Consider the following 13,975-nt stretch of genomic DNA (forward strand, 5'->3'; position numbering starts at 1 on the left):
TCGGGAAAAACCGCTTCTCCCTATGGGGTTGGCGAAAGTTCCGACCTATGGTCGGGGCAAGTGATGCAAGGGGAATCGAGATGGCGGATCAACCAAAGCTGAGATTGGGCGTGAACATTGACCATGTGGCGACGGTGCGCAACGCACGGGGCGGCGTCTATCCCGACCCGCTGCGCGCGGCCAAGATCGCGGAAAAGGCCGGGGCCGATGGCATCACCGCGCATCTGCGCGAAGACCGGCGGCATATCTCGGACGCCGATATCGAAGGCTTGATGGAGGTGCTGTCGGTCCCGCTCAACTTCGAGATGGCCGCGACGGATGAGATGCAAAAGATCGCCCTGCGCCACAAGCCCCACGCGGTCTGCATCGTGCCCGAAAAGCGCGAAGAGCGGACCACCGAAGGCGGGCTGGAAGTCGCCCGGGAAGAGAACAAATTGGCCCATTTCATCGCGCCCCTGCGCGAGGCAGGCAGCCGGGTGTCGATCTTCATCGCGGCAGAACGCGCGCAGATCGAAGCGGCCAACCGCATCGGCGCAGAGGTGATCGAATTGCACACCGGTGCCTATTGCGATGCCTTCGCCGAGGGCCGTTGGGATGAGGCGGATGTCGAACTCAACAAGCTGCGCGAGATGTCGCGTTTCGCCGACACTCTCGGGCTTGAGGTGCACGCGGGCCACGGGCTGACCTATGACACCGTCACCCCGATCGCCGCTTTCCCCGAGGTGCGGGAACTTAACATCGGGCACTTCCTGATTGGAGAGGCGATCTTCCTCGGGTTGGAACCCGCGATTGCCGAGATGCGCCGCCTGATGGATGAGGCCCGCGAGGGCTGAACCTGCCGCCCGCCGGTGGCGGAAAATCTCTCAAAGCGTGCCTCCCTCCGGACCTAAAGCGGCCTTGGCCGCGTTGGGCCGCCAGACTGGTTAACAAACCTAAGGAGGCACCAATGAGCGACCATATCGACACGCTGAAGAAACTGCACACCCGCCTGATCGACAGCCGCGACGGCTATCGTGAATCCCGCAAGCAGGTCTCGGATGAAGCGGCATTTGTCGGCTTCTTCGACCAGCGCATCGCGGAACGTGAGAAGTTCCACACAGAACTGCACCGCCAGCTTGGCGTCGACGGCGTGGATGTATCCGAAGAAGGCTCTGCCGCCGCATCGGCTCACCGCGGTTGGCTGAAGCTGCGCGACGCGGTGACCGGCGACAACGAAGCTGTCTATGACGCGATCATCAACGGCGAATCCGCATTGGTCGAAAACTACGACGATGCGATCAAAGCCACTGCTGGCCACCCCGGCTATGAATTCCTGACCGAACAACGCGCCGCCGTTCAGCGCGCCATCGACGAGGCGAAAGCCGAGAAGGCCCGCCACGTCGCAGCCTAAGCGCCGCGCCCTGTGGTAAATTCAACGCCGTCCCGTTCCCGCGGGGCGGCGTTTTCGGGTCGGATTGCCGCTTTTCCTCGCTTTCGCCGCGTGATCTATTGAGGGCAAAGGGCCACCGGCCCCGTCACGCGGCAAGAATGGCACTCAATGATCCTCGGCATCGGCACTGATCTGGCAAATATCGAGCGTATCCAAGGCACGCTCGACCGTTTCGGCGACCGGTTTCGCAACCGGGTGTTCACCGAGGTCGAGCAACGCAAGGCCGAGCGGCGCCATGACGTGGCGGGCACCTATGCCAAACGCTGGGCCGCAAAAGAGGCATGTTCAAAGGCGCTTGGCACCGGGCTGCGCATGGGCATCGCTTGGCGCGACATGGCGGTGAGCAATCTGCGCAGCGGTCAGCCTGTGATGGAGGTCACGGGCTGGGCTGCGGACCGTCTCGCCGCGATGACCCCGCCGGGGCATGAGGCGATTATCCATGTCACCCTGACCGACGATCACCCTTGGGCGCAGGCTTTCGTGGTGATTGAAGCGCGCCCTCTTGCCGATTAGGCTGCATAGGCTGGCGCGCCCCGCCGTTTCGCGTCATATGCACGCGGGGCGGGCCGATCCGGCCCCGCGTCACTTGACTTGGCCCGCACGGCCCCGCATGTAACCCCAAACCTATATGTCAGGAGCGCCGCATGGCCGCTAAGGAAAAAACCGGCAACGCCTTTGTCGAAACCATCAAGACAATCTTTTGGGCGCTGCTGATCGCCGGTGTCTTTCGGACCCTGTTCTTCCAGCCCTTCTGGATCCCCTCCGGCTCCATGAAAGAGACGCTGCTGATCGGTGATTTCCTCTTCGTGAATAAGATGGCCTACGGCTATTCCTACGCCTCTTGCCCCAGCCTGATGCTGCCCGGTGTCGGGATCGAGATTGACGCCAAGGATGTCTGCGGTGTCTTCGATGGCGATAACGAGCGTCTTTTCGGCTCCGAGCCTGAGCGCGGCGATGTGGTCGTCTTCCGTCATCCTGTCTCGGGCCGCGACTATATCAAGCGCCTGATTGGCCTGCCGGGGGACAAGGTGCAGATCAAAAACGGTGTCATCAGCCTGAACGGCACCCCGGTCGAGGTCGAAGATGCGGGCACTTTTGAAGAGGTCATGGCCCCCCAAGGCCCGCAACAACTGCGCCCGCGCTGCGAAAACGGCCCCGTGGGCCAAGGGGCGACCTGCGTGAAAAGCCGCCAGATCGAAACCCTGCCCAATGGCGTGTCCTACCCGACCCTGAACATCACCAATCAGCAGTCGGACAACACGGGCGTCTATACCGTGCCCGAGGGGCATTACTTCTTCATGGGCGACAACCGCGACAACTCTGCCGACAGCCGCTTGGCGCAGCGCGCCGGGGGCGTGGGGTTCGTGCCCTTTGAAAACCTCATTGGCCGCGCGGATCGCATCATGTTCAGCTCTGCCGGGCGTTCGATGCTGTTCTTCTGGACATGGCGCGGCGACCGCTTCTTCGAAGCAGTCAGATGAAACTGAGCGGAGACCTCAAGGCCTTTGAGACGCGGATTGGCCATCACTTTGCCAAGCCGGGGTTGCTGGTGCGCGCGGTGACCCATGCCTCCATGTCCTCGGCCAACCGCGACGACAACCAGCGGCTGGAGTTTCTGGGCGACCGGGTGCTGGGCCTTGTCATGGCCGAAGCGCTGCTGGCGCTTGATCCCGGTGCCACCGAGGGGCAGTTGGCCCCGCGTTTCAACGCATTGGTGCGCAAGGAAACCTGTGCCGATGTGGCGCGTGAGATTGATCTGGGCAAGGTGCTCAAGCTCGGTCGGTCCGAGATGATCTCGGGCGGGCGGCGCAAACAGGCGCTTCTGGGCGACGCCATAGAGGCGGTGATCGCGGCGGTTTATCTGGATGGCGGTTTTGACGCCGCCAAGAACTTCGTGCTGCGGCTTTGGGGCGACCGCCTGAAAACCGTCAAGGAAGACGCGCGCGACGCCAAGACCGCTTTGCAGGAATGGGCGCAGGCGCGGGGGCTGAACCCGCCGCGCTATGTGCAGACCGGGCGCAGCGGCCCGGATCACGCGCCCGTCTTTACCATTACCGCGCGGTTGGACAACGGGGCCGAGGCCGCCGCCACCGCGCCGTCAAAACGCGCCGCCGAACAGGCCGCCGCCAGCACGCTGCTGCGGCAATTGGAGAGCAACACATGACCACCCGTGCCGGATTCGTCGCCCTGATCGGAGAGCCCAACGCGGGCAAATCCACCCTGCTGAACCGCATGGTCGGGGCCAAGGTCTCGATCGTGACACATAAGGTCCAGACCACCCGCGCCCGCATCCGCGGCGTGGCGATGGAGGGCGATGCGCAATTGGTCTTCGTCGATACCCCCGGCCTGTTCCAGCCGCGCCGCCGTCTGGACCGCGCCATGGTCGCCGCCGCTTGGGGCGGGGCCGCGGATGCCGATGTGATCGTGCTGCTGATCGAGGCGCACCGCGGCGTGACCGAGGGCGTGGAACGCATCCTCGAAGAGCTTGGCAACATCGCCAAGGGCCGCCGCGTGGCGCTGGCGATCAACAAGATCGACCGTGTCGAGGCGCCGGTGCTGCTGGGGTTGGCCGAGAAGATGAACGAGCGGTTTGAGTTTGCCGAGACCTTCATGATCTCCGCCGAGCGCGGCCATGGCACCGACACGCTGCGCGAGTGGCTCGCCGGCGAAGTGCCGGAGGGCCCGTGGCTCTACCCCGAGGACCAGATCGCCGACCTGCCGATGCGCAACATCGCCGCCGAGATCACGCGCGAGAAGCTGACCCTGCGCCTGCATCAGGAACTGCCCTACCAGCTCACCGTCGAGACCGAGAATTGGGAAGAGCGCAAGGACGGCTCGGCGCGGATTGACCAGTTGGTCTATGTCGTGCGTGACGGCCACAAGGGCATCGTGCTGGGCAACAAGGGCGAGACGATCAAGGCCGTGGGCAAGGCCGCGCGCGAGGAACTCGAAGAGTTCCTTGGCCGCAAGGTGCATCTGTTCTTGCAGGTAAAAGTCCGCGCCAACTGGCTGGAAGAGGCCGAGCGCTATTCCGAGATGGGCCTGGATTTCAAAGATGGCAATGACTGATACCAAAGGTCTGCCATGGCCCGCCTGACTGCGCGCTTTTGGGTCGATGCCTATCTCGCGCGGTTGCGCCTGCAGGACATTCCGGCTTTCGTTGTGGCCCATGGCGATGACACCGGCGGCGCGGTGCTGGTGAAGCTGGCAACGCTCGATGGCCGCGCGGTGCTGTTCCAGCGTTCCTTCGATCTGATGAGCGGCGAACGTAAGTGGGTCGAACTGGCCGCGGGCGCCGAGGGGGAGGTCGATGCCACCGTTACCCGCCAACGCAGCTTTGATCCGGACCTCTGGGTGATCGAGGTCGAGGACCGCGCCGGGCGGCACCTTCTAGACGAGCCGGGGTTGGCCTGATGGAATGGCGCGATCAGGGCATCCTGCTGAGCGCGCGGCGACATGGCGAGACCTCCGCCATCATTGAGGTTTTCACCCCCGCCCAAGGCCGCCACGCCGGCATCGTCCGCGGCGGCACCAGCCGCAAGATCGCGCCTAGCCTGCAGCCCGGTGCGCAGCTTGACGTGGCATGGCGCGCGCGGCTTGAAGACCACATCGGCGCTTTCACCGTCGAGCCGCTGCGCAGCCGCGCCGCCGTGGCCATGCAGGACCGTCTGGCGCTGGCGGGGCTGAACGCGGTCACCGCGCTTCTGGCCTTCTGTCTGCCCGAACGCGAGCCGCATCCGGCGCTTTACCGCCGCACCGAGGCGCTGTTGGATATGCTGGGGCAGGGCGATGTCTGGCCGCTGGCCTACCTCAAATGGGAACTGCGCCTTTTGGAGGAAATGGGCTATGCGCTCGACCTCGACGCCTGCGCGGTGACGGGGGCGACCGAGGGGCTGATCTATGTCTCCCCCAAGACTGGGCGCGCAGTCTCGGCCAAGGGGGCGGGGGAGTGGGCGGACCGGCTGTTGCCTTTGCCGCCTGTGCTGCGCGGCGGGGCGGGAAGCGATGCTGAGGTGGCGCAGGGACTGCGGACGACGGGGCATTTCCTGACCGTGCATCTGGCGCGGGACTTGGGCGGCAAACCCCTGCCGGAAGCCCGGGCGCGCTTTGTCGATGCCTTTAGTCGACGGCTTTGAAAACCAAACGTTCGCCGCTGTCGTCCGACAAGATCATCGTGTCGCCCAGCACGTCCGAGATGGTCACCTCTGTCAGCGCGTCCAGGAACGCCGTCTCGCCCGCAAGGTCGGGGCAGGCGCGGCGGGTGACGGCGATATGGCCCGTGTCGAACCACGGGTAGGGCACCGTCATCGCGGCGCTATAGGCGTTGCAGGGGGCCTGCCCGGCGATCTTGCCGGTCTCTGGGAAGGTAAGGGTTGCGCGGGCATCGAAGGGCTTGCCGTCCAATTCCACCAGATGCCATGTCTTGTCGCCCGCGCCATAGGCACGGATAGTTTCATCGCCTTGGCATTGCGGCAGGGCGCTGAGAGCGGCGAGGATCAGAAAGCTGCGCATGGGCTGTCCTTTGGGTTGAAGCGCCGCCTATGTCCCTGACATCGGCAGCGCTTGCAACCCCGGCAGATCAGCCCAGAAGGCGACGGGCGATAACCTGCGCCTGAATCTCGGCGGCGCCCTCAAAAATGCTGAGGATTCGCGCATCGCAAAGCACCCGGCTGATCTTGTACTCCAGCGCGAAACCGTTGCCGCCGTGGATTTGCAAGCCGTTGTCCGCCGCGGCCCAAGCGACTCGGGCGCCGAGCAGTTTCGCCATGCCCGCCTCCACGTCGCAGCGGCGCCCGGCGTCCTTCTCGAAGGCGCTGTAATAGGTCAACTGCCGGGCCACCATCAGCTCCACCGCCATCATCGCCAGCTTGCCCGAGACGCGGGGGAAGTTGATCAGCGATTTGCCGAACTGCTTGCGGTCTTGGGCGTATTGCATCGAGATATCCAGCGCCGATTGCGCCACGCCGATGGCGCGGGCGGCGGTCTGGATGCGGGCGCTCTCGAAGGTCTCCATCAGCTGTTTAAAGCCGCGCCCCTCTTCGCCGCCCAAGAGGTTCTCACCCTTCACTTCAAAGCCGTCGAAGCCAAGCTCATATTCCTTCATGCCGCGGTAGCCCAGCACCTCGATCTCACCGCCAGTCATGCCGGGGGTGGGGAAGGGGGTGGCATCATCGCCGGGCGTTTTCTCGGCGAGGAACATCGACAACCCGCGGTGGTCGGTCGTCTCGGGATCAGTGCGCGCCAGCAGGGTCATCACATGGGTGCGCGCGGCATGGGTGATCCATGTCTTGTTGCCGGTCACCTTGTAATCATCCCCGTCCTTGACCGCACGGGTGCGCAGACTGCCGAGGTCGGAGCCGGTGTTCGGTTCGGTAAAGACCGCCGTGGGCAGGGTCTCGGCGCTGGCGATGCGGGGCAGCCATTTCTCTTTCTGCGCGTCGGTGCCGCCGCAGAGAATCAGTTCAGCGGCAATTTCCGAACGGGTGCCGAGCGAGCCGACCCCGATGTAGCCGCGCGACAGCTCTTCGCTGACCACGCACATCGACGCTTTGGTCAGGCCCAGCCCGCCGTATTCTTCGGGGATGGTCAAGCCGAAAACGCCCATCTCGGCCAGTTCCTCGATCACCTCCATCGGGATCAGTTCGTCCTTGAGGTGCCATTCATGGGCGTGCGGCTCGACCTTTTCCACCGCGTAGCGGCGGAACTGGTCGCGGATCATCTCAAGCTCTTCATCCAGCCCGCTGACGCCAAAGGTCACATCGGCGCTGCGTTCCTGCATCAGTTCGACCAGACGGCTGCGCGCGGCTTGGGTGTTGCCCGCGCGGGTCAGGCTGGTGATCGCAGGATTATCGAGCGCGGCCTCATCCTCGGCGCTCAGCCCCAGATCTTGCAGGCGCAGCATCTCCCCTTGGTTCATCTGGATGCCGCCGCGGATCTGGCAGAGGTATTCGCCAAAAGCGATCTGGTGCAGCAGTTGCTCCACCTCGCCAAAGCGCCCCTCGCTTTGCAGCCGCTCGGCCCAAAGCTGCATCTGGCGCAGGGCTTGGACATAGGTGGCGAGCCAAGCAAGCCCGTGGGCGGCGGTCTGATTGGCCTCGATCAGCTTGGCCGAAACCCGGTCGCCATCGCTCACCTGCGCGCGGACCGCGGCGGTGGCGGTTTCGAGCAACTGGTCGAGCGGCGGCAGGGCCGCGCCGGTCTGCCCGATCAGATCGTCGAGAATTACGCGATGCATTGTCATGTCCTGACCGTCATGTGCCATGGGCTGTCCTTTCTTGCTTGGGACAGGCATAGACCTTTCGCAGTCGCAGCACAACAAAGATACGTTTCGCTGCGGCATTTTGTTCTAATCTTGCGCGGTCATTTTTGACGTGCGGCCCCGGAGGAGGATGCTATGTAACGGTATGAACAGTATTTTCCCCTTTCTCACCCCGTTCGAATCTTATGCTGCACTTGCAATCGGTCTTTGCGGTGGCTTCGTCAAAGGCGTGGTGGGCTTTGCCCTGCCGCTGGTGCTGATTTCCGGTCTCACGACATTCATGGCGCCCGATCTGGCCTTGGCGGGGCTGATTCTGCCCACGGTTCTGGCAAATGCCTTTCAAGCGCTCCGGCAGGGGCCGCAGGCGGCGTTGCGGTCGATCAAGCTGTTCTGGGTGTTTCTGGTCTGTGGCGGTGTGATGCTGGTGCTTTCGGCCCAGATGGTGCGGCTGGTGCCTGCGACGGTGATGTTGCTGATGATCGGGGTGCCGGTGGTGCTGTTCGCGCTGCTGCAACTGTCGAAACATCAGTTTCATCTGGCCCAGCGGTCGACGAAGGTCGAGGCGCTGGTCGGCGGATTTGCCGGGGCCGTCGGGGGGATTTCCGGCATCTGGGGGCCGCCCACGGTGGCCTATCTCACCGCGCTCGGGACCGCGAAACATGATCAGATGCGGATCCAAGGGGTGATCTACGGGCTGGGCGCGGTGGCGCTGCTTGTCGCGCATATCGGCTCGGGCGTTCTGAACGCGCAGACCTGGCCCTTCTCGGCGCTGTTGATTCTGCCGGTGATGCTGGGGGTTTGGCTCGGCAGCAAGGTGATGGACCGTGTTGATCCGGTGCTGTTTCGCAAGATGACTTTGATTGTCTTGATGGTGGCGGGGTTGAACCTGATCCGGCGGGCGATTTTTTAGGCGATTTCAGTGGTTGCCACCCCGGCCCGGACTCAAGCCGTAGGCGCCGGGCCATCGCCTGCCCGCCCGGACGGGTAGGCGATTTGGTGAGGCTGGTAGTGACTTTGCGAACGCACATCTCGGCTGCGCCATAAAGTGGCATAAGGCGCCGTCGGATCGCCCACCCGCGGGCAGGGGATGGCCCTCACCGTGGCCACGCAAATGCGCGCGGGCGAAGTCTTTTGTAAGTTGTGTCGGGGGGTGGTGGTGGAGCCTAGCGGGATCGAACCGCTGACCTCCTGCATGCCATGCAGGCGCTCTCCCAGCTGAGCTAAGGCCCCATCGTGGATCATGTGATCCGGGTCGTTCTGTGGCGCTGTCTAGGCGCTGGCGGAGGCGGGATCAAGCGGAAAATTGACCCCGCCGCCGATAAATTAGTCTTCGTCTTCCGAGGCCACGTCGGCGAGGTCGTCAAGCGGTACGGTATCATCGTCATCGTCGTCGTCATCGAGGATATCGTCGTCCAGATCCACATCGACCGCGTCATCGTCATCCACCAGGGATTCTTCATCAGCCTTGTCGCCCTTCTTGGCTTTGGCTGTGACCGCATCCTCGGCATCCGCCGCGATCATGCGCGACTTGGAATTGTCGACCTCGACCTCTTCGCCCGTGTAGGGGCTGATGATCGGATTCTTGTTGAGGTCATAGAAGCGCTTGCCCGTAGTGGGGCACAGGCGCTTGGTTCCCCATTCTTCGTTGGGCATGAAACACCCCTTTATAATATTGCTGTTGCGTGTAGATGATTCCGGCCAAGTGCCATATGAGGGGGGCACTGTCAAAGGCTTTGGCCTCTATCTAGGGACGTTGCTCCGGTAATGAAAGACCCTGTGCTGCCCGGCAACCCGCCGATTCCGCTGATCCTGCGCCGTTCGGCGCGCGCGCGGCGCATCTCGCTGCGCATCTCGCAATTGGACGGACGGGTGACCCTGACCATGCCGAAACGGCTGGCGGAGCGTGAGGCGCTGGCCTTTGCCGAAAGCAAACAGGACTGGATTCGCCAACACCTTGCCGCGCGGGGCGAAGATGTGATCGTGGCCCCGGGGGCAGAGCTTCCGGTGGGCGGCAAGCTGCTGCGGGTGCGCGGGGGGCAGGGGAGGGGCGTGCGGATCGGCCCCGAAGAGATCCTCGTGCCCGGCCCAGAGGAGAGCCTGGGCAAACGTCTGGCCGCGCATCTGCGCGAGGTCGCGCGCGACCGCCTTGCCGGGGCTTGCGACGATTATGCCGCGCTCCTGGGCAAGCCCTATGCCCGCATCACCCTGCGCGATACGCGCTCCCGCTGGGGGTCATGTTCCAGCGACGGGGCGCTGATGTTCTCTTGGCGGCTGATCATGACCCCGCCCGAGGTGCTCGACTACGTCGCCGCCCATGAGGTCGCGCATCTGGCGCAGATGAACCACTCCCCCGCCTTCTGGGCCGAGGTCACGCGGATCTACGGCGATTATCAGGCGCCGCGCCAATGGCTGCGCGACCACGGCGGCGGGCTGCACCGCTATCGCTTCTAGGCCAGCGTGGCGAAACGCGCCTTCAGCAGCGCTTCGGCATATTCATCCTCGGCCGTGCTGTCGTGCACCACGCCGCCGCCCACGTTCAGCCGCAGCCGCCCCTCTGGGTGACAGGTCGCCGTGCGGATCGCCACGTTGAACTGCATCGCACCCGTGGGGGCGATCCACCCCACCGCCCCGCAATAGGCATCGCGCGGGGCCGGCTCCAAGGCGCGCAGGATCTGCATCGCCCGGATCTTGGGGGCGCCGGTGATCGAGCCGCAGGGAAAAAGCGCGTGAAAAAGGTCGGTCAACCGCTTTCCCGGCAAGACCTGCGCCGTGATGCGCGAGGTCATCTGATGCAGGGTCTCATAGGTCTCGATCTCGAACAGTTTCGGCACCTCGACACTGCCCACCTCGGCGATCCGGCTGATGTCGTTGCGCAAAAGGTCCACGATCATCAGGTTCTCGGCCATGTTCTTTTCCGAGGCCGCAAGGTCATCCCGCAGCTTCGCGTCCTCCTCAGCATCCCGCCCGCGCCGCGCCGTGCCCTTCATCGGGCGGGCGGTGAGCTGCCCCTCGGCGGTGAGCGCAAAGAACAACTCCGGCGAGCGCGACAAAAGCACAGGGCCGCCAAGATCGACGAAAGCCCCATGGGTCACGCTTTGCCGCTGGCGCAGCCGGGCATAAAGCGCCGCTGGCGTCCCGGTATAGTGCCCCTCCATCCCAAAGGTCAGATTGGCCTGATAGATATCCCCCGCGCTGATGAAGTCCTGCACCTCAGCAAAGGCGGCCTGATACTGCGCGAAATCCCAATCCGGCGTGAGCGCCGACAGGCTGGCATCACCCGCATCTTCGGCAAAACCATAAGCCTCGGGCGCATCAAAAACGCCGAAGCGCAGCAGGGGCAGCCCGCGCGCCGCAGGCATCAACTCACGCAGCTTGTGCGAGCCGAGATAGCCCAACTCATAACTCGCATAGCCCGCCAACCAGGCGCCGCTTTCCTGCGCCGCTTCAAGTGCTGCAAAGGCCGCAGGCACCTCAGCCGGGGTATCGGCACTGATGATCCGCCGCGGCGCGGTGAAGGCCGTGCCGTGCCCCAGCGGGCCAGTGTCGAAAAGAACGCAAGGGCCAGCCATGGCGCGCCTTAAAAGTCCGCAGGCACGCGCATATCGCGCAGGGGCCGCACGATATCGATGGATTCCTGGTAGATCGGATGCGCCTTATAGGCGGCCAGCGCCTCGGCATCCGGGAATTCGGCATAGACGACCACATCCACATCCCCCGACAGCGCATCAACACGGGTGTTCTCGCAGATCTCGAAAGTCGTCGAATGCGGAATGTCGGCCAGTTTCCAAAGCCCCGCCACGATCGTCGGAATGTCCTTGGGGTCCTTGGCCGAGAAAAAGACCACATGACGGATGAAGTTTCGTTTGGTCACGGCGCGTCTCCTTAAGGCAGTTTGACCTCCGATAAATCGCCGCAAGGCCCGCGACAACGGGTGATCGCGTCTTGGCTGCAAAATGCCGCGCTTGACGGGTGGCCGCTTTGTGATCACAACCGCATCATGAACCTGACCCCGCGCCCTGTCGAGGCCACGCCGCTGGCCCATGATCGTGTCTACCGCCGCCTGCGCGCGCGGATCATGCATGGCGATCTGCCGCCCGGTCACGCGCTGACCCTGCGCGGCATTGGCAAGGAATATGAAGTCTCGATGACCCCGGCCCGCGAAGCGGTGCGGCGGCTGGCGGCAGAGGGGGCGCTAACCATGTCGACCTCCGGGCGCATCTCCACCCCCGAACTCAGCAACGAGCGGATCGAGGAGTTGGCCGCCCTCCGCGCGCTCTTGGAGGTCGAGCTTGCCTCTCGCGCCCTGCCGCGCGCCCATATGGCGCTGATTGAGCGGATGCAGACGATCAACACCAATATTGCCGAGGCCGTGGCCCACCGCGATGCCGTCAGCTACATCCGCACCAATCTCGAATTCCACCGCACGCTCTACCTGCGCGCCCAAGCGCCCGCTATGCTCGCCATGGCAGAAACGGTCTGGCTGCAACTCGGCCCCACCATGCGCGCGCTCTATGGCCGCCTGCGCCGGACCGAGCCGCCGCATTTCCACCGTCTGATCATCGCCGCCCTGCGCGCGGGTGATGAGCCGGGGCTGCGGCTGGCGGTGCGTTCGGATGTGACCCAAGGGCTGCGCATGCTGGCCAGCTGATCCCGCCCATGGCTTGACAGTCAGGCAGCAGCGGCGCATCAAAGGCATATGGAAAAGACCGGTCTCACAACAGTCTATTACCCCCGCACCTGATCGGCGCGGCACCTATACCCATATCCACAAGCCGCCACAGCGCGGCTCTGCTTGTCTCCCTGTGGTGATCACAGAAAGAGACGACATGCCCCCCATTCGACCCGCCGTGAAATCCGACCTGCCGATGGTGCTCGATCTGGCCCACGCATTGGCCGCTTACCACGGCGACACCGCCACCGTGACACTCGCTGCGTTAGAGCGCGACTGTTTCGGCCCAACCCCTTGGGTCACCCTTCTGGTGGCCGAAGGCGCCACCGGCCTGCATGGCTATGCCGCGCTCTGCCCGCAGATGCAGTTGCAATTCGGCGCAAGAGGGATGGACCTGCACCACCTCTTCGTCTGCGACACGGCCCGCGGTCGCGGCATTGGCCGCGCGCTGGTCGAAGCGGCGCTGGACCACGCCCAGAGCCAAGGATGCAGCTATGTGACCGTGGGCACGGATACAAAAAACCGGCGCGCGCAGGGTTTCTACCGCGCCGCCGGTTTCGATCAAATCACGCCTGATCCACGTTTTCGGCGGCGGCTGGCTTAGGCCGCCAGCCCCTTCCGCCCCATCTCAAGGAACTTGGTCCGGCGTTCCTGAACCAGCGTCTTGCCGTCCTTGCCGTCAAGCTCCTTGAGCATCGCTTCAATCGACTTGCCCACGGCCTTGATCGATTCCTCGGCATGGCGATGCGCACCCCCCATCGGCTCAGGGATGATCTGGTCGATCACGCCAAGCGTTTTCAGCTCATCGGCTGTCAGACGCATCTGCTCGGCGGCCTCGCGCATCTTCTCGCTGTCCTTCCACAGGATCGACGCACAGCCTTCGGGCGTGATCACGGAGTAAACCGAATGCTCCAACATCGCGACACGGTTCGCCGTGGCGAATGCCACCGCCCCGCCAGAGCCGCCTTCGCCCACAATCACGCTGACCAAAGGCACGCCAATCTGCAGGCATTTCTCGGTCGAACGGGCAATCGCCTCGGACTGGCCGCGTTCTTCGGCGCCCTTGCCGGGATAGGCGCCGGGCGTGTCGACGATGGTAACCACCGGCAGGTTGAACTTATCCGCCAGTTCCATCAGCCGCACCGCCTTGCGATAGCCCTCAGGCCGCGCCATGCCGAAATTACGCTCGATCCGGCTCTTGGTGTCATTGCCCTTCTCATGGCCAATCACCACCACCGGCGTATCGTTGAATCGCGCCAAACCGCCCATGACGGCCAGATCATCGGCAAAGTTCCGATCCCCCGCCAAAGGCGTGAACTCGGTGAAAAGCGCCTCGATATAATCCTTGCAATGGGGCCGCTCCGGATGGCGCGCCACCTGACATTTCCGCCAAGGCGTCAAAGAGCCATAAAGGTCTTCGAGCATCCCGGCGGCTTTCTTATCCAGCGCGCGGGCCTCATCGGTGATGTCCATCTCTTCATTGGACCGGGCCAACGCCCGCAGCTCTTCCGCCTTGCCTTCGATCTCGGCCAGGGGTTTTTCGAAATCCAGATATTGGGTCATTGCATGCTCCGGCTTGTTGCCTGTGTATATGGAGCGCCGCGCGCGGGTTTGCAAC

Annotated in this window: 18 protein-coding genes and 1 tRNA gene; 12 read left to right on the forward strand and 7 right to left on the reverse strand. The window is 64.0% G+C overall.

Annotation, left to right across the window (positions count from 1 at the left end; all coding sequences use genetic code 11):
• Window positions 1-80 precede the first annotated feature (80 nt).
• The 8 genes from ACGYK4_RS12080 (at window position 81) to recO (ending at window position 5,565) form a co-directional block, all read left to right on the forward strand.
• The gene (locus ACGYK4_RS12080) at window positions 81-833 is read left to right on the forward strand and encodes a pyridoxine 5'-phosphate synthase (RefSeq protein ID WP_394456724.1); all 753 of its coding nucleotides are present in this window, start codon (window positions 81-83) and stop codon (window positions 831-833) included.
• Window positions 834-946: 113 nt separating this feature from the next.
• The gene (locus tag ACGYK4_RS12085) at window positions 947-1,390 is read left to right on the forward strand and encodes a PA2169 family four-helix-bundle protein (RefSeq protein WP_394456725.1); all 444 of its coding nucleotides are present in this window, start codon (window positions 947-949) and stop codon (window positions 1,388-1,390) included.
• Between the two features lie 147 nt (window positions 1,391-1,537).
• Window positions 1,538-1,942 (forward strand): holo-ACP synthase, encoded by a 405-nt coding sequence (gene acpS / locus ACGYK4_RS12090; protein WP_067264589.1) that lies wholly within the window; start codon window positions 1,538-1,540, stop codon window positions 1,940-1,942.
• Window positions 1,943-2,073: 131 nt separating this feature from the next.
• Window positions 2,074-2,910: a signal peptidase I gene (gene lepB / locus ACGYK4_RS12095; protein WP_209216614.1), complete on the forward strand. Its 837-nt coding sequence runs from the start codon at window positions 2,074-2,076 to the stop codon at window positions 2,908-2,910.
• Entirely contained in the window at window positions 2,907-3,593 is a 687-nt protein-coding gene (rnc, locus tag ACGYK4_RS12100) for a ribonuclease III (RefSeq protein ID WP_394456727.1), read from the forward strand. The genes lepB and rnc overlap by 4 nt, the downstream gene beginning before the upstream one ends.
• Entirely contained in the window at window positions 3,590-4,498 is a 909-nt protein-coding gene (era, locus tag ACGYK4_RS12105; protein ID WP_067264580.1) for a GTPase Era, read from the forward strand. Before rnc ends, era begins: the two co-directional genes overlap by 4 nt.
• A gap of 15 nt (window positions 4,499-4,513) precedes the next feature.
• Window positions 4,514-4,843, forward strand: a complete 330-nt coding sequence (locus ACGYK4_RS12110) for a DUF1491 family protein (RefSeq protein WP_394456729.1) — start codon at window positions 4,514-4,516, stop codon at window positions 4,841-4,843.
• On the forward strand, window positions 4,843-5,565 hold the full coding sequence (gene recO, locus ACGYK4_RS12115; protein WP_271692484.1) for a DNA repair protein RecO: 723 nt from the start codon (window positions 4,843-4,845) through the stop codon (window positions 5,563-5,565). The genes ACGYK4_RS12110 and recO overlap by 1 nt, the downstream gene beginning before the upstream one ends.
• Here the strand turns inward: recO and ACGYK4_RS12120 are convergent.
• Together ACGYK4_RS12120 and ACGYK4_RS12125 are read right to left on the reverse strand one after the other, a co-directional pair.
• Window positions 5,549-5,941, reverse strand: a complete 393-nt coding sequence (locus ACGYK4_RS12120) for an META domain-containing protein (protein ID WP_394456731.1) — start codon at window positions 5,939-5,941, stop codon at window positions 5,549-5,551. The genes recO and ACGYK4_RS12120 overlap by 17 nt on opposite strands.
• 67 nt (window positions 5,942-6,008) lie before the next feature.
• Complete coding sequence (locus tag ACGYK4_RS12125) at window positions 6,009-7,691, reverse strand: acyl-CoA dehydrogenase family protein (protein WP_394456733.1); 1,683 nt, start codon at window positions 7,689-7,691, stop codon at window positions 6,009-6,011.
• Between the two features lie 142 nt (window positions 7,692-7,833).
• Between ACGYK4_RS12125 and ACGYK4_RS12130 the strand changes: the two genes are divergently transcribed.
• A complete protein-coding gene (locus ACGYK4_RS12130) occupies window positions 7,834-8,598 on the forward strand; it encodes a sulfite exporter TauE/SafE family protein (RefSeq protein ID WP_394456735.1) in 765 nt (254 codons plus the stop codon).
• 244 nt (window positions 8,599-8,842) lie between these two features.
• Here ACGYK4_RS12130 and ACGYK4_RS12135 read toward each other — a convergent pair.
• Window positions 8,843-8,918, reverse strand: a tRNA-Ala gene (locus tag ACGYK4_RS12135).
• Between the two features lie 93 nt (window positions 8,919-9,011).
• The gene (locus ACGYK4_RS12140; protein ID WP_394429482.1) at window positions 9,012-9,341 is read right to left on the reverse strand and encodes a TIGR02300 family protein; all 330 of its coding nucleotides are present in this window, start codon (window positions 9,339-9,341) and stop codon (window positions 9,012-9,014) included.
• A gap of 111 nt (window positions 9,342-9,452) precedes the next feature.
• On the opposite strand from ACGYK4_RS12140, the gene ACGYK4_RS12145 reads away from it, so the two are divergent.
• Entirely contained in the window at window positions 9,453-10,139 is a 687-nt protein-coding gene (locus ACGYK4_RS12145; protein ID WP_067264558.1) for a M48 family metallopeptidase, read from the forward strand.
• On the opposite strand, the gene ACGYK4_RS12150 is transcribed toward ACGYK4_RS12145, so the two are convergent.
• Complete coding sequence (locus ACGYK4_RS12150) at window positions 10,136-11,257, reverse strand: aminodeoxychorismate synthase component I (RefSeq protein ID WP_394456737.1); 1,122 nt, start codon at window positions 11,255-11,257, stop codon at window positions 10,136-10,138. The genes ACGYK4_RS12145 and ACGYK4_RS12150 overlap by 4 nt on opposite strands.
• A gap of 8 nt (window positions 11,258-11,265) precedes the next feature.
• Window positions 11,266-11,559 carry a Dabb family protein gene (locus ACGYK4_RS12155; protein ID WP_007118141.1) on the reverse strand — a complete coding sequence of 98 codons (294 nt, stop codon included), beginning with the start codon at window positions 11,557-11,559 and terminating at the stop codon, window positions 11,266-11,268.
• 126 nt (window positions 11,560-11,685) lie between these two features.
• Between ACGYK4_RS12155 and ACGYK4_RS12160 the strand changes: the two genes are divergently transcribed.
• On the forward strand, window positions 11,686-12,336 hold the full coding sequence (locus tag ACGYK4_RS12160) for a GntR family transcriptional regulator (RefSeq protein ID WP_067264652.1): 651 nt from the start codon (window positions 11,686-11,688) through the stop codon (window positions 12,334-12,336).
• Window positions 12,337-12,514: 178 nt separating this feature from the next.
• On the forward strand, window positions 12,515-12,961 hold the full coding sequence (locus ACGYK4_RS12165) for a GNAT family N-acetyltransferase (RefSeq protein ID WP_394440099.1): 447 nt from the start codon (window positions 12,515-12,517) through the stop codon (window positions 12,959-12,961).
• On the opposite strand, the gene ACGYK4_RS12170 is transcribed toward ACGYK4_RS12165, so the two are convergent.
• A complete protein-coding gene (locus ACGYK4_RS12170; RefSeq protein ID WP_394411162.1) occupies window positions 12,958-13,920 on the reverse strand; it encodes an acetyl-CoA carboxylase carboxyltransferase subunit alpha in 963 nt (320 codons plus the stop codon). The genes ACGYK4_RS12165 and ACGYK4_RS12170 overlap by 4 nt on opposite strands.
• Window positions 13,921-13,975 lie beyond the last annotated feature (55 nt).

The sequence above is a fragment of the Sulfitobacter sp. 1A13368 genome (assembly GCF_043557275.1).
Classification (GTDB): Bacteria; Pseudomonadota; Alphaproteobacteria; order Rhodobacterales; family Rhodobacteraceae; genus Sulfitobacter; species Sulfitobacter faviae.